The following is a 23443-nucleotide window of genomic DNA, read 5'->3' on the forward strand; positions in this document are numbered from 1 at the left end:
ACAGGGGGCCATAAGCCCCCTGTTGCAAATATCGTTATGTGTTACCGACAATTAGTCGTCGGCACCGAGGGCCTTCAACTTAGCCGTTACACGCGCATCGTTCTTGTCGTCTGCGATGTAGTAATACAGTTGACGCAACTTGTTGAGCAGGTCGATCTCCATATCTTTTGACGGGATCTTCATCTTCTCTGCTTTTTCCAGGAACGGAATAGCCGCTTCACTTTGCTTCACACGCTTCTGCACCAGCTCTTGTTTTTTCTTGGCATTAGCAGCCGAGATACCGAGTTCGTTAATATCTTTTGAAGTCTTGTCGATCTCGATCAGGTAGAAGTTTGCCAGGTTATATTGCGCGTCGAAGTAATCCGGCGTGATCGCCAATGCGCTTTCGAAATTCTTCTTGGCATCTTCAAACTTCTGCAGTTCGTTGTTCAGTACGCCCAATAGGTAGAAGCTTTGCGCATCGTTCGGGTTTGCCTTTACAGCAGTTTCCAGCAGCTTGGCAGCTTCGTCATATTTCTTGAGTTGGATGAGCGAGTTCAGCTCAACAGCCTTCAGATCTTTGTGCGTGGGCAGAACTTTCAACACGTTGCGGGAAGCTGTCAGCGCAGCTTCGTAGTTCTGATCTTCGTACGCGATAAGGGCGGGCATGGTCATAGCCTGCGCTCTTCTACCACCCAACGTTACATATTGACCCAAATACTGTACGGCTTTTTCACGCGCTTCGCCATTGAAGGCTGCATACCCGGCGTACTCGTAGAAGGTGGTATCTGTCGGCTTGAAAGCAATGCCTTTTTCGAATTGCTTCAGGGCACCTTTAAAGTCTTCACCATTAAACAGCTTGTCACCTTTCATCAAGTAGCTGTTGGTGATAGCGGAAATCGCCATATCGTAAGGAACCAGTCCGCCTTTCTTGTCAGTCACGAAGTAAGCCGACGCCTTGCTACCGGCCAGCTCATTGGCTTTCTTAAACGATGCCGCAGCAACGCTCGCCAGATCTTCGGTTGAGCTGTAAGAAGATGTAGTATCCAGAGCACCGTAAATCACGCCGCGGTAAAACCAGGTCTTACCGTCGTTCATGGTCTTTTCGTAGGTCGTCGCCGCATCGATCATCGTTTTGGCTTCGTCGAGCTTACCATCTTTTAATGACGTCAGTGCTTTGTTAATATTCGGTTTGACTTCCTTCTGTGCCAATACAATCCCTGGAATGGCCAGGAAATACACAAGAGCTAATTTTTTCATTGTCAGTTGTTTATATAAGTGGGCAATATATTAAGATAGGTTTTCATCCGGTGTTTCGTCGGCCGGTGGAAGGCTATCCGGGTTTTCCGGTGCTATCTCCGAACCGTCTCCAGAATTTTCGTCCCCGCTGTTCTTATCTACCACAATTTGCTGAATTTTCTCCACAGACGATATCCGATCATCATCATTTAATTTAATGAGTCGTACCCCCTGTGTCGCGCGGCCCATAATGCGCAACTCGCTGACAGCGATGCGAATTGTAATGCCAGACCGGTTGATGATCATCAGCTCATCGTCGTCTACCACTTCTTTAATTGCAACTATTTTGCCAGTCTTCTCTGTAATGTTCAATGTCTTCACACCCAGACCGCCACGGCGCGTAATACGGTAATCGTCAATCGACGAACGCTTTCCGTAACCGTGTTCTGACACCACCAGCAGGTTGGCATCGTCGCGGGTTATGCAGACCATGCCGATTACCTTGTCGGTATCGCCTTCCAGCGTTACACCCCGCACACCGGCAGCCATCCGCCCCATCGGGCGTACGTCGGCTTCATTAAAGTGGACAGCCTTACCTTCGCTCTTCGCAATGATAATGTGGTTGCTACCATTGGTCAACGATGCGTTCAGCAGGCGGTCGCCTTCGTGAATGGTAATGGCGTTGATACCCCCCTGACGCGGCCGCGAGTATGCTTCCAGTGACGTCTTCTTAATTATACCGTTCTCTGTACAGAGAATGACATAGTTATTATTGATATAGGCGTCGTCCGTGAGGCTCTTGACCTTAATGATTGCGCGTACTGTATCCCCCGACTCAATGTTGATCAGATTTTGAATGGCACGTCCTTTCGAAATCTTATTCCCTTCCGGAATCTCGTAGGCCTTCTTCCAATACACCTTGCCCTGATCCGTAAAGATCAACAGGTAGTTATGCGCATGTGCGATGAAAAGATGCTCCGTGAAATCGTCTTCTTTGGTACTGACACCTTTTGAACCAACGCCACCGCGTCCTTGCGTACGATACTCGGAAAGCAACGTGCGCTTGATATATCCCTGGTTGGAAATGGTAATCACCATCTCTTCGTTCGGGATCATATCTTCAATTGAGATGTCGTCGTCGCTGTGAATCACTTCGGTACGCCGAGCGTCACCATAGCGTTCCCTGAGCTCCGTCAACTCATCTTTAACGATTTGCATTCGCAGACCTTCATCTGCCAGGATGGCATTGAGGCGATCAATGAGCGCCTTTACCTCTTTATATTCATCCTGGATCTTATCGCGTTCCAGGCCGGTGAGACGTTGCAGGCGCATGTCGAGAATAGCCTTGGCTTGAATCTCCGACAATCCAAAGCGTTGTATCAAACCTTCTTTCGCCGCTTCAGGATCTTTTGAATTCCGAATCAAGCTAATAACCTCGTCCAGGTGATCGAGCGCGATGAGATAACCTTCAAGAATATGCGCGCGGCGCTCCGCCTCCGCCAGCTCAAACTTCGTTCTCCGAATAATCACTTCGTGACGATGCTCCACGTAATGGTGGATCATGTCCTTCAGGTTCAGCGTCATCGGGCGTCCTTTTACCAACGCTACATTGTTGATACCGAACGTAGACTGTAACTGAGTGTATTTGAAGAGGTTATTCAATACCACATTCGGTACTGCATCACGCTTCAGATCGTATACAATGCGATAGCCTTCACGGTCAGATTCATCGCGAAGATCCGAAATACCTTCGATCTTCTTTTCGTTTATCAGCGCGGCCGTCTTCTCGATCATCATGGCCTTGTTGACCATGTACGGAATTTCCGTGACCACAATCTGATCCTTGCCGGAGGCGGATGTAACGATCTCTGCCTTGGCACGCATCACTACACGACCTCGCCCCGTCAGGAAAGCTTCTTGCACACCCGCATAGCCGTAGATCAACGCCCCGGTTGGGAAGTCCGGCGCAGTGACGAACTTCATCAGTTCCGGGATGGTAATGTCTCTATTGTCAATGTAGGCGTGAATACCGTCTACAACCTCGCGCAGGTTATGCGGCGCCATGTTTGTCGCCATACCTACGGCAATACCCGAAGAGCCATTCAACAGCAGGTTCGGAATCTTGCCGGGCAGCACAGAGGGTTCTTTCAGCGAGTCGTCAAAGTTAGGTTGGAAGTCAACCGTATCTTTGTTGATGTCCATCAGCATTTCTTCCGCGATGCGACGCAGACGAGCCTCCGTGTAACGCATGGCTGCCGGCGAGTCGCCGTCGATCGAACCAAAATTACCTTGTCCATCTACTAACATGTAGCGCAGGGACCAGTCCTGGGCCATCCGGACCATGGTATCGTACACGGACGCATCACCGTGCGGGTGATACTTACCGAGTACCTCCCCCACAATTCTGGCGGACTTCTTGTGCGGTTTGTTATAATTCACTCCCAGCTCAAGCATACCGAAAAGCACCCGGCGGTGCACTGGCTTGAGCCCATCACGCACGTCTGGAAGTGCGCGGGAGATGATCACCGACATCGAATAATCGATGTACGCACCACGCATTTCGTCTTCAATATTGATCGGAATTATACTTTGCCTGCCTGGGACCAGGCCGCTGGTTTCTTCTGCCATCTAAATGGGTTGTTTTAGCTTAAATTAAGCCTTTTTTTAGGCCTCGCAAGATAGCAAAAAGCATTAAAAATTAAGCGCTGAAGTGGAATAGTTGTGATAACAAAACGCTTGTTTTTGCAAGGCTGGCGCGCACACGGAAAGCAGGTCTAAAAACACCTGAAGGAAGCCTTCGCCTAGTAGGGATTCAGCTTCTTTTTGTTCTTGCCTTTGTACTTGATGAGTGTCGGATAGTTCTCGCCGTAGTGTGGATTTTGCTTCTTGTAGATCGGGTGTTTGCGACTGCGGTATTCCCGGTTGCCATGCGCGTGGTTCATCTGCGCGTGGCATGTCTTGAGGAAACAACGACGCAGCTCCGGAATGCGATATGTGGCGCCTACGTTAATGTAAAAGGCATTAAAGCGATGCTGGATAGACTGTCCTGTCTCGGGCACGTTGAGCTTGTAGCTTTTGATCTCGTAGGACGGGCGCACAAACAGGCGGAAATATTCCGACATCTCACGCTCCACGGTCACGCCCAGGTTCACAAAGACGCCTTTCTTCATCGCGTTCTTGTCAAACTTCTTGCCCATGGCATAGCCACCAATGTTGGCGTCTACCACCAGCAGGTAATCGTTGTAGCGATACACCGATGCGCCCAGCAGCACAAAATACTTCTTCAGGAAAAAGCTGGTCACTTCAGGCGAGTAGTTGCCGATCCGATCCTGGTAGCGCAACGGCCGAAAGTCGCCGACGCTCGTGTACTCAAACGAATATCCGCCACCAATGCGGTAGCGATTAAATTCTACATGCAGCGTCGCACGAATGGGGATGTTGAACGATTTGCTTTTGAAGCCGATGTCCGCGGTATCCGAGTTAACCTGAAAACCACCCGGTTGAAGCGTGTTGCCCTCGGGTTGTACCTTGTTAAACCAGTTGGAATAACCTTGCGCGGCGTTGTTGCCCTGAAACAACTTGGGCATCGAGTCCGGATTCTGCAAAATACCAAACCCATCCAGCTCGTGCTTAAAGGTTGTCGACCCATAGCCTGTGCTTAGACCGAACGTTACTTTGCTGAGAATACGGCGGAACAAACCAGTGCCCTGCCGCTTGATGTAAAAATACTCCAACGGTACGGATGCTTCCTGCTCCGTCTCATACTGGGCAAATGCTTCGGGCATTGCTGCCAGCGAGACCAGCACCAGGGCGGCTATGACGTAAGGCTTTCTAAAAGTGCGTGTTAAAGCCATTAAGCTAAAAAATGTAAGCCCTTCACAATCTGGCTATTGAAGGCTAAAGGTAAATGAAATTCAGCAATCATCCTAAGATTGTTTCCGGGTTGATTCGGCAAGCCGTTGATTTGACACCTTTGATGCGATCTGGTAGCCATGAGCATCCGTTAGTAGTACCGGGAGGGGGTGTACTGAGTCTCTAACGAGGAGAACGTATGAAAAAGTGTCTGCCCCTTCTTTGCCTGATAGGTAAATTTATAATCCGTTGTACGTGTTGCCTCCGAAGTCAACTGGAATACGATTTCATTCGCCCCTTCCTTTAACGGCACGCGGCTGTAATAAATACTATGCGGTAGTGTCTGCCAGTTCCGGGTGTCGGCCTTTTCAGTCATGGCATTTACCAGCCCGATCACCGCCCCCAGCCCTTCATCTTCCTTGCGAACACTATGCTCTGCGACTTTTTTCAAAGCAACCCGTAAAAGGCCCTTTCCAAACTCTTCCACCATACGCTTCTTCAAGCTGTAAAAAGCCACCTTACTGATATCTTCCCCCAGTTGCATAGGGTAACGCTCGCCGCCGATATCCACAGACGCCGAACTGAAATAGGGCGCCCGCTCCAGATACCGCGGAAAGGCTACCCGAAATACTTCCAGATCTGCCAGGTCCGCACGCTCCTTGTCCTCCTCCACGTGGAAAGGAAACTCCACCCCTACCGCATCGTTCTTAAACACCACCATATTGTCAGATCCACGATTGATGGCAAAGTTGATGCTCCACTCCGTCTTCACCGGACTAAGACCGTTGTGCCAAAAGAACACCAGCTCCGCTTCGGGTTCCGCCGGCTTATAAGCTTCCATCCCGAACTCCTCTTTGAACTTGTCGAATTCCTCGTAGAACCCGGTCCAGTATGCCGTGTTCAACAAATCAAGCTTAAGTTGCTCAGGCACCGTCATACCAAACATCTTCGCATATTCGCCCTGATAAATTTCCAGTGCATTGCGATAGGCAATAAAGGCGTTGTTATAGTCGCGCGTTGACTGGTAGATTATGCCCATCAGGTTGTGAATAAACGCATCCTTCTGATACTTCTCTTCTGCCTTATACTTATCACTAAGCTGATTCAGCCGGATGTTGAGGCGGCGACATTCTATCAATGCGTTGTCGGGCTGCCCTAACTTCAGATAGTTAATGGCCTTGAAGTACAGCAGCATGAGATGCTCATGGTCTTCACCCCGGTATACAGCAAAGTTGGGATTGGTCAGATACGAGGTAGCCTCGTTGATATAATTAATGTGAAGGTCTTCACCAAAAAGAAAGCCTTTCTCCAGGTATTCGTTGCTCTCTTCGTATTTGCCCAGAATAGAAAGTAACAACCCATTGTTCACAAAATATAGAAAACGAGCTTTGCCGTTCTCTTCACGGTTGTTCTTCTTCAGCGTCTCCAGCGCTTGCTGCAGGTCGCCGCGCTCGAACTCACGGTTAAAGTCGAAGTGCTTTTGATAGTACGTGGCACATGCTGTCAGGCAGCATGCCACAATTCCTACCAGCGCATACGAAAACGTGCGGCGCATAATACTTAGTTCTTCACCAGCTTCTTGATCTCCTGCTGGCCGTACCAAATACGTTTGTTAGTTTCGATATCGGTAAGGAACAAGGTCGTGATATAATTCACCACCCGTTTCTTGTTATAGGTGTCTGTCTCCGATGTCATCTCTCCTAACAGCATCAGGTCTGCACCTGTCTCCTTGCCAAATTGTTTGGCTGTCTCCGGCGAGGCAAAAGCCTGCTGATCGGTACGCTCTACGCGCAACTTGTCGCGAAACTCGTCCGACTCCACCAACTCGGCCACGGCTGAATTCAGCACCACCATTTCTATCTTCTTCACATAGTTGTCGGCGTCGATATGCTCGGAGGTCTTATTACGAATACTTCCAACGATAATCACCGGCTTGCGCCCAAGTTGCTTGGCATAGTTCTTAAATGACGCAGCGTCGAACAGGTCGTAGATCATCTTGTCGGCCACCATGCGCGAGTCGGTATCATTCCAGCGCCCGCTCAGGTCTATCTGTTCAGAAGGATCGACACGGGTAACGGAACGAGAACAAGAGATCAAAAGAAAAAAGACGGCAATAAAAGAGTATACCTTCAGCATAGCGGTTCGTTAGTTTGGTAGGTAGAACGTCAAAAATCCTGCCGAAGTTACGGCGCTGTCCGAGAATCTGTAACGACTGGTTACACCGCGGCCAGGGCGCGGATCATCGCCCTCGGGTCTGCCGCCTGGAAAACAAAGCTACCCGCCACCAGCACATCCGCCCCCGCATCCAACAGCCGCTTAGCATTCTGCAGGGTCACGCCGCCGTCAATTTCGATCAATGTATTCGCCCCGGCATCGTCTATCAACTGCTTTAGCATCTGCACCTTGCGGTAGGTGTGCTCGATAAACTTTTGACCACCAAAGCCCGGGTTTACCGACATAACACATACCAGGTCAATATCACCGATCACGTCGGCCAACCCTTGTATGGGAGTATGCGGATTGATCGCGACGCCCGTCTTGCATCCCAACGCCCTGATCTGCTGCAAGTTTCGATGCAGGTGTGGGCAAGCCTCGAAGTGTACCGAAATGTTGGCCGCACCCGCCGCCCGAAAAGCTTCCACATAACGCTCCGGCTGCACAATCATCAGGTGTACATCCAGGGGCTTCGTCGCATGGCGGTTGATGGCTTCCACTACGGGCAACCCCATGGAGATATTGGGCACGAACACACCGTCCATGATGTCGACATGAATCCAATGGGCTTCACTTTCGTTGAGCATGGTGATTTCCCGCTGCAGGTTGGCAAAGTCAGAGGCCAGCACAGAGGGCGCGATGATGGGAAGGGGCATAAGAGACAGGTAAGAAACTGGCTGCTAAAATACAGATTCGGCCCTAACGATCCCTAGCGTCGTACGAGTTTTTGCGTGACCATACCGCCTGGCCAGGTAATACGGCAGATATAAAGTCCAGTGCCCAGCACCGATAAGTCCACGACACGTTCGGGGGTCTGGGTTGAAAAATATAAGATCTTTTGTATCACCCGCTTGCCTTCCGGGGAAAGCAATTCGACGTGGCACGTATCAAACTCCTCCGGCAGGTACGAGCGCACCCGCAAGCTGTCATCATCTATCGGATTGGGATACACCCGAAATGGGTTTTCCCGACGCTGTGCAAAATAGGTCTCGATAGTTTTATAATTCGGAATACCGTATCCCAGCAGTGTATCGGGCTTACCCGCCTGCGAGCCCGACAGACGAATGGCCTCCAATAACTCAGCCGCTGTTAAATCGGGATAGCGTTGCCAGACACCGGCCACCAGGCTGGTGATAATCGGCGCGGCCAGTGATGTCCCCGTTACGGTACCCAGTCCGCCGTTGGCCCGGATCACACTGGTACTCACACCTTGCGCCGCTACGTCCGGCTTTATACGGCCGTCGGCGCTTGGGCCTTTCGAGCTGGAGCTCGCGCGTATCTTTTCACTGTTCACACTTGCCACGGCCAACACCCCTTTAGCATCCGCCGGAGCTGTAATGAGTTGCCAGCTTACGGCACCTTCATTGCCGGCGCTACAAATCACGGCAATGCCCCGATCGGCGGCCCACTGTGCCGCGCGGGTTATAACCGTTGTCTTTCCATCCAGGTCTGTCTTACGGTAGTTCATCGACGCATCGTCAAAATCATAATATCCAAGCGACGACTGAATGATGTCGGCTCCGGCACTGTCGGCCCGCTCGGCGGCAAACAGCCAATTGTATTCTTCAATGCGATGCTCGTTCGCCGCATCTTCTGTGACATACAGCTGATAACGAGCACCATAGGCGCCGCCGGTAAAGACTCCCTCCTGGTGTGCGGCAATCACCGAGAAAACCTCGGTACCATGCGTATCGTATTGAAAGACATTGTCGGTATTGTAAACAAAGTCGTGTGACGCCGCCAGGTCGATCCGATCTTGGGCAAACAACGCACCAAAGGCAGGCGCTGTATTGACACCCGGGAACCCGGCGTCCAACACGGCGATCGTCAGTCCCTCCCCCTGGAACCCATCCGCTTGCATGGCATCAATTCCTACCATCGACAATTGTGTGTCTGTGACTTCGGCACTCGTGGTCTTGATCCTGGCGTCGCCCCGCTTGCGACCATTCGGCGCAAGCCGTGCCTCGGGCGCCACAAACTCCACACGGTCCACCACTGCCAGACTGCGCAATGCCGGCAGCAACGAAGCGTCGCATTGTACTAACACGGCGTTCATCCATCGCGAACGGAAAAACACATCCGCCCCCGTGCTGCGTACAGTTGCTACGTTTGTTTCCAATACCGGTAAATCGCGTTCCTCTACTACGATACCCTGACGAACACGGCGATCAATCGCCCTTTGAGACAGAAATTGTGATGGTTCGGAAACCGTATACGGACTACCCTGCTTATTGTTAAACACAACAACATACCGGTTAACCTGCGCCTGCAACGGTACTGCCAGTACAATAACAAGCCACGCCGCCACCAGGCTATTCCACTTTGCCATATTCCTTAAGCCATTGTTTATAAATGACGCCTTGTTCCACTAATTGTTGCGCCAAACACCCGGGCTGCGTACAGTAGCTCAGTTGCGTCGTTTCTTTGTATATCAGTCCGATGTTAGCAGCATAAACCTCCTTGCGCTGGTCGAGAAAAACAATGAAGTCGTCGTTGTCATGCTGCAACACCGTCACACAATCGTCAAAGTGCTGCGCGCCACGGGTTTGCCCCTGCCCCAACGAGTCCAATTGGTAATCATCACGCTCGCCGGTGTTATACGCATTACCATTCCATATTTGCCCGTTGTAGGGTGGAAAGCGCAACTTAACATACGGCATGTTCTCCTCCTGTATCACCAACTCCTCGGAGGTGCGCCGTGCTGACCACGTTTCCAGGTATGTCCAGGCCACTTCGCCAGGCAAGCGCTTGCTGCGGTACACGACATACGTCGAGTCGCCGTCGGCATTGAGAAAGGCATCGGTCATCTCCACGTGCAGTTCATATCGGGCCGTGTCGGGGTCGCGCAGCGTATACCTAATTTCAACCACGTCGTAGAGCTGGTAATGACCGACGGCCAACGGAAAATAACGATACCCCCTGTCGGGAACGCCTGCATCATCGCCGGAGTCGCACGACACCAATGCCAAAAACACCGTTGACAACAGAAAACCGGCAAAAAATTTCACTGATTAATCAATTTTATCTAAATCCGCGCTTGAATCTGAACGTAAGCCGTTCAAAGTTATTTTTTCGCGGGCATTAAAGCTATGGCATTAAGAACATTCGTAAAAGTAGGGGGCATCACTAACCTGAGCGACGCACGGTACTGTGCTGGCATGGGCGCCGATTTATTGGGATTCAGGGCTGTATCCGGACAGGAAAATCACATTACACCGAAACAATTCCAGGAAATACGCGGTTGGGTTACCGGCCCCCAGATCGTAGCGGAACTTTACGGCATGTCAGACGCCGCCGAGTGGCCCGGCATCCAGGAGGAATACCGACCCGACATGATCGAACTGGGCCTGCAGGAATTAACGATTTTATCGCGCGAACCATCGCTGCCCTACATTCTAGCCCTGGCCCCGGGCGAGCAGATACCGGCGGGTAGCAATCCAACCTATGTGCTGATCGATCCGGACGACCCCGCCCTGCTGCAGCTCACAACAAAATATCCGGTACTGGTCATGGTGCAACAAACATCATTGGTACAAGCGCTACTGGACGGAGGAGGCATCCGGGGCCTGGCATTACAAGGCGGTCAGGAGGATCGTCCCGGCTTACGCGAATACAACGAGCTGGGCGAGATCCTGGAAATGCTCGATACCGATTGAGATAGACTACCGAATATGAAGCCGGTAGCGGTTATCGCCCATGCGGTGGATGATATCTAACCCCAGTTTCTTACGAAGGCTTTGGATATACACGTCAATAGATGTGTCAAAAAGATATATCTCCGAACCCCAGATATTTTGCAACAGGTTCTCTTGTGAGATAACCTTGCGAGGGTTCTGCGCAAAAAAGAACAAAAGCTCAAACTCCGGCCGGCTTAACGTAATCTCGTCGTTGTCAATCATAACCGACGTCGACTTTCGGTGAATTTTCAGGTTGCCGATCTTCAACTCCGGAATACTCTTACGGATAACAAAATTGCGCTTCAGCACGGTCGCCACCTTGTACGTCAGCGCCCGCAGGCCGATCACCTTTTCAATGTAATCATCACCTCCTGTGTCGAGAGCAGCTTCGTGGTAGTAGTGTTCCGACTTGGCTGAAAGAAAGAAAATGTAAATATCCTCAAAACGCTTGATGGAGCGCAGCTCCCGGCAGATCTCGATGCCGTTGGGGTGCGGCATCATGATGTCAAGAATAATCAGATCTGGGGAAAATGCCAACGCTGCCTTTACAGCATCCTGACTTTCATCAATACCCTTTACGTGGAAACCTTCTTTTTCGAGGTTGTACTCCAGCAGCTCCAGGATGTCCCTGTCATCGTCTACCACTAGTATCCGGAAACTTCTCTTGTCATTCTTATCACGCATATCATTTTCGCTTAGGAAAAATAGCATGACAAGGTTATCCCGTCATTACAGACACGTTATGAAGGCATGAAGTTTTGAAATATCAGCGACGAGCCGCGTCAATCGCGCGGGCTACAGCTTCGGCCGTCGTATTCGGGTAGTCTACCGTTATGCGATCCGAGGTCTCGATCCACTCAATAATCCTTTCAATATTCTTTTTCTTCACCTTCTTCAGGATCGGTACACCGAGTTTCTCCAGTGACGCTGCATTATAGTGCTGTTCGAGCTGCGACTTCATCGGCACCACCATCAACTTCTTGCCGAGATACAACGCTTCGGCTGGAGTCTCAAAGCCGGCACCACACAATACGCCTTTCGCGGATGTCATGCTGCGGGCGAAATCATCTTTGCTCACGGGATATACGGAAAGCTTACCTACGTGATAAGGCTTCCGTGCATGCTTGGAAAAGATATGCCACTCGATTTGTGGAATCCGTGCCAGGATCGGTACCAGCTTGCGGTCGTCGTACGATGGCAGGTATACTGTATAATGTTCCTTCTCCACCGGCTTCTGCTCGCGCACCGCCGATCGGATCACCGGCGTAAAGATGTTATCATCGTAACGTTCAAAGTGAAAGGAAACATACTGATCTACCGGCGCATAGTTGTGCAGCACCCACTCGCCGACAGGGTCAATCTTACGCGGCTTGGGTACCCGCGGCGACAGCAACGCCGATTGGTGGCTCAATCCTACACAAGGAATTTCGTACTTCCGCGCGGCCCAGGCTGAAATGGGTTCGAAGTCGTTAATCACCAGATCATACTTCTCAATGGGAAATTTCTTGATCTCCCGATACACGTCCTTCGAGCTATTTTGCTTAAAGGTTTTCAGAAAGTCGATACCGCCGTTTTTGCCAAAGAAAAAGCTCAAGCCTTTGGATTTATACTTCACCGGATAGCTCAGCTTGATGTCGGCCTGTGCGCCGCTTACAAAAAGGTCGAGCTCTCCATACTGCTGCAGGATCGGAACAACGTCTTCCGCACGAGCAATGTGCCCGTTGCCGGTGCCCTGGATGGCAAATAATATTCTCACTTCTTGACGGTTAAAAATTCATTGACAAGGTCGCGAAAAATTTCGTCGTTGTCGAGCTTGTCACCCCGAAAACGCTTCGGCAGCTTCACACTTTGGGCAACCTTGTCTTCTGCATACCGGTAAATGCGCCAGCCCGTGCGCAGATCGTATTCCAGACAGGACAGATTTTCGATCCAATCACCGGAGTTCAAGTACATAACCTCCCCCTTCTCCGTCTGAATCTTCCGGATCTCCGGCTGGTGAATATGGCCGCACACCACATAATCATAGCCATTGTCAATGGCTATCTCCGCTGCCGTTTCTTCAAATTTGTTGATGAACTTCACAGCAGACTTCACACTGTCTTTCACCCGCTTGGAGAGTGAGATCTTCTCCCGCCCCAACCGGTTAAGGCACCAGTTAACAAAGGTATTGATCAGAATAAGGGTGTCGTAGCCAATGGCTCCCAGTTTAGCAAGCCATTTGGAGTGCTGCATCGTTACGTCAAATACATCGCCATGAAACACCCAGGCACGTTTGCCCGCCAGCTTTAATACCACTTTGTTGCCTATGTGAAAAGAACCCAGGCGTAACCCCGCAAACTTGCGAAGCATTTCGTCATGATTCCCCGTGAGGTAGATCACCTTGGTATTCTTAGCTAACAGCCCCATAATGTGTCTGATCACCTGCATATGCGACGTTGGCCAATACCGCTTGCTAAACTGCCACATATCGATGATGTCGCCATTCAGGATGAGACGTTTCGGGCGTATAGTCTTGAGGTAGCGCAGGAGTTCTTGGGCGTGGCAGCCGTATGTGCCAAGATGTATATCGGACAGTATGACGAGCTCTACGTCACGCTTCTTTTTTTTGCCCATACCTCGTTTTCATGAACCCGGCGCACTAACGCGCACCGGTCTTCAAACCTAAAAGAAAAGTTAACAGTATAAAAATACCACGGGCGGATTAATTGACTATGCCCGGAATATTAAAAAATCATTATCCAGGCAATAAAAATACTGATTATCAAATAATTACAACATACTATCACTACTTCAATCGCAGCGTAAAAGCTAACGTAGAAAGACAAAAAAAGCGCGGATTTGGACAACCCGCGCCACATTTGTGTAAAGCTCCGGCCACGCCGGCGTATAAGTCATATTAATACGGTTCGCTACCGGTATTGGAGCCCATAAAACCGCCCCAGTAAGTACCCGCATTTTCCAGGCCATGATCGTTGGTTTCCGGCCAGTGGTCTTTGTCAAAACCGGGCGCATTCTTCAATGTCTCCTTGTCCTGGTTTAATACAAAGGCCTGATTCTTAGGATCGATTTGCAGCATTCGGAATGGAATGGCAAACAGCTTCTCGCCAATACCCAGGAAGCCCCCACACTCCAAAACCACGTATTGAATACTGCCCTCGCGAATGTCGAGCATTATATCTTTGATATCCCCTAGCTTTTCGCCGGCAGGGTTATACACGTCGTCGCCAATGACCGACGAAGCAGTAAGGTACTTCACTGGAAGGTTCGGATGCACCCCTTCGTGGTTGCGACCCGTAAGGTTATCTTGACTGTATGTGTTCATGACAGAATGTTTTGTCACGAACGGGTAAAAACCGTGCCCACGACCGGTTACACGGTCAGCTTCTTTTTGCGTTCACACCGACTGATGGATTCCACAGCAGAATCGATGGTTTTGGAATCAAAGGAATTCTGAATGTGCAGTCGGAAATAATGAATGGCGTCGTCATACCGCCCTTGTATTTCGCGCATCATACCGTACTCATTGTACAACGTCGCGTAGTTGATGCCCGGCACCTTTAACGCCAGACCAAGAATGATCTCCAGCTCATCGTGTTTGCGCAGCGCTGCCAGACAGTAGCAGTAATTGTAATAGGCCGCCGCGTAACCCGGCGCAAACTTCACGGCCAATCGATAGTGTTCTTCCGCACGATCGTAATTCTTGAATTTGGTTTCATACAGCCAGCCCAGGTGGTTGTGCGCCTTGCCAAAGTCAGGCGCCTCCGCCAGGATATCCTCCAGCGTTTGGGCCGCCTCCCGCAGCTGCCCTTCGCTGATCAATCGGTCGGCCGTCAGAAAGCGCTCTTCCAGCTCAAAATTTGTTTCGTCGTGCATATAGAGATGGGGTAATTAATTGTCTTTAAAAATGGAATCGCAGGTATTTGATTGTCTCGCCTTTGGCAGCAAACATCTCTTCAAACCGCGTCTTAATATCAAAACACTCCGGCCGCAACGGCGACTCATACACACGATCGGTATACTGCAGGTCGAGAATATCCGTACGCTGCTGCAACTCTTCCAGCGTATAGGTATACAACAACGTATTGTCGGTCTTCAATCGTACATAACCGCCCGGTTTCAGCAAACGCTGATACATTTCCAAAAACCGCGGACTTGTCAGCCGGCGCTTGATATCGCGCTTGCGCGGACGTGGATCCGGAAAGGTAAGCCAGATCTCATCCACCTCCCCCACCGCGAAGAAGTTCTCGATCAGCAATATCTGCGTGCGCAAGAACGCCACATTGGAAAGCCCTTGCTCAACAGCCAACGTGCTGCCCTTCCAAATGCGCTCGCCTTTCATGTCCACGCCAATAAAGTTTCGCTCGGGAAACAATTTGCCGAGCGCCACCGAGTATTCGCCCCGACCACAGGCCAGCTCGATCGTGATCGGATTGTTATTTTTAAAGTGGCTTTCCCGCCAGCTTCCCTTAATCGAGTTATAATTCGCCTTTGTTGGCTCTATGACATTATCCAGCCCCTCAATGATCCGGAATCTCTCTTGCTTGCGTTTCACTTCTTAATTATTAATGATCGATCAGATTCCTGCCAGGTCGGCCACGACAAAGGTACTGCCCCCAACAAAGATCATATCGTCGGGACCGGCATTCGCTTTTGCCTGCGCCAGTGCTTCGTTCACATCGCGTACCACCTCTCCATGCAATCCTTCAGCGCGCGCCTGCGCCGCCAAGGCTTCTGCGTCCAGCGCCCGTGGAACGCTGGCCTGGCAAAAATAATAGTTCGCGTCCTTTGGCAAAAGCTGTAATACAGAGTGAATATCCTTGTCCTTCACCACTCCAAACACTATCCACAGCCGGTTGTATTGCTGCAGGCGGATCTGTCGCACAACTTCGGCAATGCCGTCAGCATTGTGTCCAGTATCGCAAACAATCAGCGGATGCTGTCCAAGCATTTGCCAACGTCCCTTTAATCCTGTCAGCGACATCACTTGTCCCACACCGCCCCGGATATGCTCCTGGGTAATAGCCCACCCCTGCCGTTGCAGCTCTTCCACGGCAGCAAGCGCTCCCAGTATATTTTTCTGTTGATAAATGCCCTGCAGGTCCAGGGTGATACCTTCAAATAAACACACACCGTCGCGGTATATATCCAGCGACGTGGAAGCATCGGTCACACGTACACTATACCGGTCAGGCGCAAAGATCAAAGGCGCAGATTCACGCTGCGCTTTGATCATAAACACTTCATCCGTCTGCGGCTGGTGCTGACTGATAACTACCGGCACCGCGGGCTTAATGATTCCCGCTTTCTCCGCAGCGATCTTCGGCAGTGTATCTCCCAGAATGTCCTGATGGTCCCAGCCGATGTTGGTAATGATCGATAGCACCGGCGTGATAATATTTGTAGAGTCCAGACGGCCACCCAGGCCCACCTCGATTACCGCTACGTCTACTTGCTGTTGAGCAAAATAGTCGAAGGCCATGGCCACGGTAACCTCGAAGAAAGACGGTTCAATAGTATCTGCTGCCGTACGAATGCGATTTACGAAATCAACCACGAAGGCCTCTTCGACAGGCTGCCCCGACACGCGTATACGCTCGGTAAAAGATTTTAAATGCGGGGAAGTAAATAAGCCTGTTTTATATCCCGCTGTTTGTAAGACCGCCGCCAGCGTATGCGAGGTGCTGCCTTTACCGTTGGTACCGGCTACGTGAATCGTCTTGAATCGTTCTTGTGGATTACCCAATGCAGCGCATAGGGCAAGAGTGTTTGTTAAATCGGGTTTTAGCGCCGCGGCACCTATCCGATGAAACATCGGGAGGTTGGCGTATAGATACTCTAATACCTCAGCGTAAGAAACAAAGGTGGACATGGTGCTTATTACCGGGACCGCACCACAAAGGTAATTTTGCCACGTGAGGCCTGTGGTACATTGGCACCCGTACGGGAGAATGTCAGGTTCTCCACCGCCGCACGACACGCCTTCGCCGCTTCCGGGCTCAGGCTATTCTCAGCAACCGTGATCTTTTCCAACTCGCCCTCAGCATTCACCACAATATCAAATACAATGCGGCCGGTTTCGTTATTGGGTACGGTCGGGCGAGGTATCGCATCCCACACCCAACCGTCGAGCGACAGGCTTGAGCCGTCGCCGCCATTGCCGTTACCTTGTTTACCGTATAAAGCTTTTGCGTCCAGCGAGCCTTCCGGGTTTCCTTTGTCCCCCGTTTTGCCTTTGTCGTCACCATGGCTGCCTGGGCTTCCGGCACGGCCTTCCGTAGTTTTGTTGGTGCTGTTGGTTTGCCCGGCAGGGTTGTACACCGCGTTGGGGTTTACCTCCTGCTTGGGTTTCTGCTCCTCTCTCTTAGCCTCAGGCTTTTTCGTTTCCGTAGGTTGCTTTACCGGCGGGGTCTCTGCAGGGCGTTTTGTTTCCTTCTTTTCTTCTTTAACAATGGCCGGTGCGTCGTCTTCTTCCGAGGTCACCATCTTCTCCTCTACCTGCTCTTTCGGGGCAGCCGGAGGCGGTGTTGCCTGGGGTATTTCATTACGTTGCGGTTCTTCGGGCTGCGTGCCGCCTGAGCCTACCGGTGTTTGCGGTTGTACATCGCCACCCCCTTCAGTATCCAGGCCAAAATTCAATTCGACACCGGGCTCACCACCGTACGGCGGATCGGGCGTTCGCCAGGCCACAATAAAGAACATAGCCAGCAGGGCGACGGCGTGAATGCCGACCGACACCAAAAAGGCCACTTGTTCGTTCTTCTTTTCCTGTCGCGATGTCATACTTTATTGTATAGCAAAAATGGTGCTAGTAGCGCACCACCCAAATTTCGTTCCCGTAGTCGCCACCCTTCATGCCGTCGGCTGTCTCCTGTGCATCCGCATAGGTGTCTTTCGCGTCCACCGCCAGTCGGCTGAACTTCGTCTTTCCAAACGGTGGAATAATGCGGCACACTACGCCGTTTTTGCTCAGCTTCGTGGCATAATCCTTAATCAGATCGTCGTCGATCGCGCTGGCAATCACCACGTAATAACGACCGGTACGCTCTGTCAGGGCTTCTACGCTGCCTTCCTTCGGCGCCAGGTTCGCCAGGGAATCAGCGCGACGTTCATCGTCCCGACGCTTCTGCTCGGCGATCTCCAAATCCCGCTTCAGCTGCGCATCTTCTGCAACCTTATCATCCCGTTCCTTTTGCGCCGCCGCCTCTATCGCTTGCTTACGTGGCCGCTCGTAGCCAAAATACCACGCCGCACCACCCGCAACGGCCAGGAGCACAATAATGATCAATACCTTAGGCCATACCGACGCAGGCTCGTCCTCTTCGTACGTGTGAATAGGTGCATAAGCGGAATCTTCGTCCAATACTTCCTCATCATGGGCAGACACCGGCTCGACATACTCCGGCTCAACCGTTTCCTCGTGTTGCGAAGTATACGACGTATTCGTGCTGGCGGGCTCTTCAACAGGTGTTGAATCGTCCCGGTTCAGCGGCTCATACTCTACTTCCGGAAGGCCAAAGTTGTCGTCTGATTCCTGGTGGATATTGTCGGTATTTTCGGGGGATTGTTCGTCGCTTAGCTTCTTTCTTCTTGCCATGTTCTGGTAGTTAGAGGTGTAAGAAAATGGTCATTCAGACAAAAATAAGCGAAATTTCGACCATCGCAAAAATACCTTCAGGACTCAGACCATCTTACTTAAAAGCTCCACGTGATTCCGGCCAATGCCTGGAAGGCCCGCACCGGGTAATGCAGGTAGAGCGGGTACTTGTTAGAGGTGATATTGTTCAACTGAACGAATGCCGAGAAGGTCGGTGAGAACAGATATTCGACTTTTGCATTCAGGTCAAAAGCACCGTCGAGCTTTACCGTCTTATCCTGGGTGGCATCATAGGCCTTCATGCCGCCTTGTGCAATCAGGTCGGCCGACAAGATGATCTTCTGGTATATATTGTACGAAGCGTTGGCCGTCAGCTTGGTTGTCGGACGATGATACACTTCATCCAGGTCGCCGGCGTTGTAGCCATAGAAGTCGCCCCGCAACATAAACTTCACCTGCTCCGACTGGGCATAGCTCAATGCTGCATACAGGTTGGTGCGCTTCGTGGTACCTTCGTCATATACCGCGTAAAACTTCGACTGGTCTTCCAAACCATTCACGTAGGAGTACAGATTCTTCAACGTTGACAGCGATAAGCCGGCGTGCGCCGAGACCTTATTCCCCAGACGGGCATTAATGCCTACACCAAAATCAAGTGTCTTATTGGTATGAAAGATGGCGATGTCCGGGGCCAGCCATAAGTTCTCATATGACAAGGTCTGCAATGACACTTTCTCAATACCGCCGGTCAGGAACGCCACTGCATCTACGGTCGGGCTGAGCGGATAGGTCGCCCGCACGTCAGGATATACATGTAAATCTTTTGAATCGATAGAGTCGTTCTCGTATGCGACGACAAACCCCACGCTCAACTGGAGGTCCTCCGCTGCCGGAAAGTTATACGTTGGATTCACCACAAACAGGCTACGGGGTTTCGCATCGATGTGTGCATCCTTGCGCGTAATGACGGTATAGTCGGCTTTCAATGCGATCTTGGAGTCTTCGTCTATCTCGTAAGAGGAGCCGAAGTTCAGGCCCACCTCTGTCTCGCGTGCATCGAACTTATCGGATAGGTAACTAAATCCTGCCCCCAGTTTATACGCAAAGTCAGAGTTTTTTGCATTGGAGATCGTCCCCGCCAACCGAAAGATATTATAGGCTTGCTTCAGAGTGTCGCGGTCTACCGGCACCTCCTCGGGGTAACCATAAAAATGAGTCGTGCGGTTTTCAAAACCGACATTACCCGACAACGCGATGGCGTCACTAAAGGAGCTACCCGCCAGCGAGATTCCCGTCGTGCCACTGCCGGAGTTCTTGCCGTCGACCGGCCCCTTACCCGAGCTATGGTGATACAGATACGCGCCCAGCAGCTTGTTTTTATCCTTACGTGTATTGAGGTATGCCTCTAACAGCGGCGACGAATAGTTGCCATAGCCCAATCGTAAATATCCGCCGTGCACGTCTCGCGAAGTCTCTTGTTTAAGCTTGAGCGGGCGCATTTGCGTCGTTACTTGTGGCGCCTGGAAGCTGAACGATTGGAAGTCGTACGTCATAGGGGCCTTGATGTTCTCTGCAGGGCGCGGCGGAATCTTTTCAAAATTGCGGTTGGCCTTGCGCAGGGTGATCTCGCGCACCTTCTCGATCACAATTTCCCGCGACTCCAGTTCACCGGTTTCGTCCTGAGCCCGGGCGGCAAACGATACCCCCACCAGCAGTAGCATCAGGGCGGATATTTTTAGATTACGATATATCATTCCTTTCAAGGTCAGCAGATAATCAATTGTTTTCGAGCGTGTCGGCATCCAATGCCTTTTGTTTTGCAGCTTCGTTCTGCTCCAGCTGCCTGAGCTTTACTTTGGCCTCATCCTTCACGGCCTGCTGCGGAAACTTGTCAATCAGCGACTGCAACGTAGCCCGTGCCTGGAAGATATTATTCTGCGCAACAAAGTTATCTGCCATCAGCAGGAACGCCTTCCCTACCCATACCTCGTATGTGGCGAAGTCATTCGTCAAGCTGGTCAGTGTCTCATAGCTTTGTTTGTATTCTTTCTGTGTATAAAATACTTTCGCCAGCAGGTATTTTGCCTCCGCACCATACTCATCACGTGCCGCGTTAAGGGTGTTCAGAAACTCATCTTTCGCCGTATCGTAGTCGCCACGCGCCAGGGCAGTTTTACCCAGGTACAACGACGCCTTGTTCTGTGCACCGGCATTGATATTACCCCGCTCAATGATGGTCCGTGCATACACATCGGCCGAGTCATACTGTGCCTGCAGGTAAAACGATTCCATCAATCCGGACCAGGCGTTGTATTGCTCCTTTTTGTTCACGGCCATGCGCTCCAGGCGATGATAGGCCGTAATCGCCTCTGCATAACGACTCTGTGTAAAATTGATCTCTGCCATACGAGCCACTACCCGGCTCCCCATGGTAAAGGAGCGGTCATTGCTTAAGTTGGTGTAGATCGGCAGCGCCTTGTCAAATTCCCGCAGACGGAAATGTGACTCGGCCATGTAATAGCTGGCCTCCTGGGCATGCGATGTCTGCGGATACGACGATAAGAAATTTCGCAGGCTGACAATCGCCTTTTGGTATTGCTGATCAAAGTAGAGGTTCTTGGCCGCCTCGTATTCCACACTTTCCAGGCTGGTATTCGATGGGTTGGCTTTCTTGAATTGCGCCAGGTAAGTTTCGAAATCACCCGCGCGGCCGGCCAGATTCAGCGACTCTTGCAACGGCGTCAATGCCTCCTGCGCCGCCGGATGGGTCGGGAACTGCTGAATGACCGTACTGTAATCCTGAATAGCCTTGTCTGGTTGCTTCAGGTTAGAGTACGATGCCGCCCGGCGCATATACGCATACGGTAAATAGGGCGACGACGGGCTCTCCCGGATCAGAATTGACAAGCCATCCACCGAAGCGGTATAGTTTCCTTGTTCAATCTCGTATTGGGCGCGCTGGAAGATCGCCTCATCACGATATTGCGACTTGGGATAGTTCTTGATCAGCTCGGTAAACTGGTTACGGGCATCGGCATACTTCCGCTGAATGCCGTTCATAATGCCACCTTGCAACAATACATAGTCATGCTCCGACGAGCTCATGGACTTCGCCCGGTTGTAGGTGTTCAACGCCTCATCGTATTGTTTGCTCACGTAATAACAGTCTGCCAGCCGGATCATACCGTCGGCATAATTGGGCGTGTTTTTGCTGCCTTTGTTGACAAACTCCCGGAAATTCACCAGTGCCTTGTCATATCCCTTGGTATTGTAAAATGCGTAACCCAGACCATAGCGGGTCTTCAACGCCACATCGGCGTCCGCCGCCGTGCCCAGGGCGATCACTTTCTGATAATGCGGAATGGCTTGTTCATATTTCTCCCCGAGCGAGTAACTTTCGGCAATCCAGAAGCTGGCCAGCGCCGTATACTTCGGATCACTCGGGTATTCCAGCGATTTCGTAAAATACTGGATCGCGCCCGCGTAATCTTCCTTATTAAACAATTCAGAGCCCTTCAGGTACGCAGCCTTTTGATAGGCCTGGTTTACATAGTTATTCCGCGAGGGCAAAGCCTCGATATATTCGATGGCCTTGTTAAAGTTATTACCATTGATATACGCCTGCGCCAAAAGCTCTTTCGCCTCATTGGCGTGTACGCCTGTAGGGGAATTTTTCAGATACCGCTCAAACTCGGCAACAGCCTGGTCTTGCTTCCCTGCATCATACGAGATTTTGGCAAACTGAAATGCACTTTCTTCCGCCAGCGATGCGTCCTTGGGGTTCTTACGGGCATAATCAAAGGCGTTCAACGCCAGGGGCTTGTTGCCCTGTTTCAGGTGCAGAATCCCCAGGTAATACGAAGCATAATAGCTCACCGTATCTTTTGAGGCCGCGGACTTTTCCAGGAACTCGATGCCGCGGACGGTGTTGCCCGTGGCATAGTGCGCATAGCCCGCCCGGAACAGTAAACCGCTTTCAGCCTTGGCGTTGTTGGCAAAGTATTTTTCATAGGCCTCGATGGCCTTCTTAAAGTCGCCTTTGTAATAGTAGGCTTCCGCCACCAACATGGAGATTTCCTCCGCATTGGTCAGGTCGGTCCGTGACTTCAGTTGGTTAGCGTACTCAATCAAGGTGTCGTAACGCTTCTGCCGGTAATACACATTGGCGATCAACGTCGGCACGATGGGCGCATACGACGGACTGGCCTCTGCCTTCTTCAGGTCCGTTAGCGCTTCATCGAACTGACCTTTCGAGTATTCAATAAAGCCGGCATAGTAATTCGACGCGGCGGTATACGAATTGCTTTGACGCTTCACAAAGTTGAATTGCTCCAACGCTTCGTCGAGCTTCTTCTGGTTGAAATAGCTATAGCCCCACTTAAAGTGGCCTTCCGCTTGCTGGTCGGCCGTCAGCGCCGGGAAGTTCACCTTCTTAAAGTAGTTCGAGGATTTCGTAAAATTCCCCTCGGCGTAGAACGATACGGCCAGATCATAATAGGCGGTCGAAGCCTTGGGGCTCGACGGATAGCGGTCGATAAAATCGTCAATGAGCTTTTCGCCATCGCGGTGTCCCAGGTTCAGCGCGCTGAAGGCAACATAGTATTCCGCTTCCCCACGGCGGGGATCGCGGGGCGAAGCCTGCGCCAGGAATTCAGAGAATACCTGCCGGGCGGCGCCATAGTTCGAATGCTCCAGCAATTCGGTGCCCCGATGATACAGCTTCTCGACATTCTGCTGCGAGAGCTGATCCTGGGCCAGCACACTACTGGACGCGATACAAGCAAAGAACAAAAAGGCTATATACCTGTGCATGAGTTCGGGATACGATTTAAGATTAAACAGCGCTGCCAAAGTTTTATTGCAAATAAAGAACCAAAAAAGCGCCAAA

The 23443-nt window shown here is 51.2% G+C and carries 20 protein-coding genes; 1 reads left to right on the forward strand and 19 read right to left on the reverse strand.

Translation table 11 applies throughout. The features are described from left to right. Positions 1 to 51: 51 nt before the first annotated feature. From K7P01_RS22335 to K7P01_RS22370, 8 genes are all read right to left on the reverse strand, one after another. Entirely contained in the window at positions 52 to 1239 is a 1188-nt protein-coding gene (locus tag K7P01_RS22335; RefSeq protein WP_267296802.1) for a tetratricopeptide repeat protein, read from the reverse strand. Between the two features lie 30 nt (positions 1240 to 1269). Then, on the reverse strand, positions 1270 to 3846 hold the full coding sequence (gene gyrA, locus K7P01_RS22340; RefSeq protein WP_267296803.1) for a DNA gyrase subunit A: 2577 nt from the start codon (positions 3844 to 3846) through the stop codon (positions 1270 to 1272). A 173-nt stretch (positions 3847 to 4019) separates the two neighbouring features. Next, positions 4020 to 5072 carry a hypothetical protein gene (locus K7P01_RS22345; protein WP_267296804.1) on the reverse strand — a complete coding sequence of 351 codons (1053 nt, stop codon included), beginning with the start codon at positions 5070 to 5072 and terminating at the stop codon, positions 4020 to 4022. Between the two features lie 149 nt (positions 5073 to 5221). Continuing rightward, entirely contained in the window at positions 5222 to 6625 is a 1404-nt protein-coding gene (locus K7P01_RS22350) for a COG3014 family protein (RefSeq protein WP_267296805.1), read from the reverse strand. 5 nt (positions 6626 to 6630) lie between these two features. Further along, positions 6631 to 7206 (reverse strand): penicillin-binding protein activator LpoB, encoded by a 576-nt coding sequence (locus tag K7P01_RS22355; protein ID WP_267296806.1) that lies wholly within the window; start codon positions 7204 to 7206, stop codon positions 6631 to 6633. An 80-nt stretch (positions 7207 to 7286) separates the two neighbouring features. Next, a complete protein-coding gene (gene rpe / locus K7P01_RS22360; RefSeq protein WP_267296807.1) occupies positions 7287 to 7940 on the reverse strand; it encodes a ribulose-phosphate 3-epimerase in 654 nt (217 codons plus the stop codon). Between the two features lie 53 nt (positions 7941 to 7993). After that, positions 7994 to 9613: a S8 family serine peptidase gene (locus K7P01_RS22365; RefSeq protein WP_267296808.1), complete on the reverse strand. Its 1620-nt coding sequence runs from the start codon at positions 9611 to 9613 to the stop codon at positions 7994 to 7996. After that, complete coding sequence (locus K7P01_RS22370) at positions 9597 to 10292, reverse strand: hypothetical protein (RefSeq protein ID WP_267296809.1); 696 nt, start codon at positions 10290 to 10292, stop codon at positions 9597 to 9599. The genes K7P01_RS22365 and K7P01_RS22370 overlap by 17 nt, the downstream gene beginning before the upstream one ends. A gap of 81 nt (positions 10293 to 10373) precedes the next feature. On the opposite strand from K7P01_RS22370, the gene K7P01_RS22375 reads away from it, so the two are divergent. Beyond that, on the forward strand, positions 10374 to 10940 hold the full coding sequence (locus K7P01_RS22375) for a beta/alpha barrel domain-containing protein (protein ID WP_267296810.1): 567 nt from the start codon (positions 10374 to 10376) through the stop codon (positions 10938 to 10940). Positions 10941 to 10946: 6 nt separating this feature from the next. On the opposite strand, the gene K7P01_RS22380 is transcribed toward K7P01_RS22375, so the two are convergent. From K7P01_RS22380 to K7P01_RS22430, 11 genes are all read right to left on the reverse strand, one after another. After that, on the reverse strand, positions 10947 to 11672 hold the full coding sequence (locus tag K7P01_RS22380; RefSeq protein ID WP_267296811.1) for a response regulator transcription factor: 726 nt from the start codon (positions 11670 to 11672) through the stop codon (positions 10947 to 10949). Positions 11673 to 11727: 55 nt separating this feature from the next. Beyond that, on the reverse strand, positions 11728 to 12717 hold the full coding sequence (locus tag K7P01_RS22385; protein ID WP_267296812.1) for a glycosyltransferase family protein: 990 nt from the start codon (positions 12715 to 12717) through the stop codon (positions 11728 to 11730). Continuing rightward, complete coding sequence (locus tag K7P01_RS22390; RefSeq protein ID WP_267296813.1) at positions 12714 to 13574, reverse strand: UDP-2,3-diacylglucosamine diphosphatase; 861 nt, start codon at positions 13572 to 13574, stop codon at positions 12714 to 12716. Before K7P01_RS22390 ends, K7P01_RS22385 begins: the two co-directional genes overlap by 4 nt. Before the next feature lie 283 nt (positions 13575 to 13857). Then, on the reverse strand, positions 13858 to 14283 hold the full coding sequence (locus K7P01_RS22395) for a PRC-barrel domain-containing protein (protein ID WP_267296814.1): 426 nt from the start codon (positions 14281 to 14283) through the stop codon (positions 13858 to 13860). Positions 14284 to 14330: 47 nt separating this feature from the next. Beyond that, complete coding sequence (locus K7P01_RS22400; protein ID WP_267296815.1) at positions 14331 to 14834, reverse strand: tetratricopeptide repeat protein; 504 nt, start codon at positions 14832 to 14834, stop codon at positions 14331 to 14333. A 25-nt stretch (positions 14835 to 14859) separates the two neighbouring features. Then, a complete protein-coding gene (trmB, locus tag K7P01_RS22405) occupies positions 14860 to 15513 on the reverse strand; it encodes a tRNA (guanosine(46)-N7)-methyltransferase TrmB (protein WP_267296816.1) in 654 nt (217 codons plus the stop codon). Positions 15514 to 15534: 21 nt separating this feature from the next. Beyond that, the gene (locus K7P01_RS22410) at positions 15535 to 16830 is read right to left on the reverse strand and encodes a bifunctional folylpolyglutamate synthase/dihydrofolate synthase (protein ID WP_267296817.1); all 1296 of its coding nucleotides are present in this window, start codon (positions 16828 to 16830) and stop codon (positions 15535 to 15537) included. Between the two features lie 8 nt (positions 16831 to 16838). Then, complete coding sequence (locus tag K7P01_RS22415) at positions 16839 to 17741, reverse strand: cell envelope integrity protein TolA (protein ID WP_267296818.1); 903 nt, start codon at positions 17739 to 17741, stop codon at positions 16839 to 16841. A 25-nt stretch (positions 17742 to 17766) separates the two neighbouring features. After that, positions 17767 to 18555: a DUF4366 domain-containing protein gene (locus tag K7P01_RS22420; protein ID WP_267296819.1), complete on the reverse strand. Its 789-nt coding sequence runs from the start codon at positions 18553 to 18555 to the stop codon at positions 17767 to 17769. 98 nt (positions 18556 to 18653) lie between these two features. Continuing rightward, positions 18654 to 20309: a TonB-dependent receptor gene (locus tag K7P01_RS22425; RefSeq protein ID WP_267296820.1), complete on the reverse strand. Its 1656-nt coding sequence runs from the start codon at positions 20307 to 20309 to the stop codon at positions 18654 to 18656. A 22-nt stretch (positions 20310 to 20331) separates the two neighbouring features. After that, on the reverse strand, positions 20332 to 23367 hold the full coding sequence (locus K7P01_RS22430) for a tetratricopeptide repeat protein (protein WP_267296821.1): 3036 nt from the start codon (positions 23365 to 23367) through the stop codon (positions 20332 to 20334). Positions 23368 to 23443: the final 76 nt, after the last annotated feature.

Origin of the sequence: Parachryseolinea silvisoli, from assembly GCF_021190955.1 — a bacterium.
GTDB classification, from domain to species: domain Bacteria; phylum Bacteroidota; class Bacteroidia; order Cytophagales; family Cyclobacteriaceae; genus Ohtaekwangia; species Ohtaekwangia silvisoli.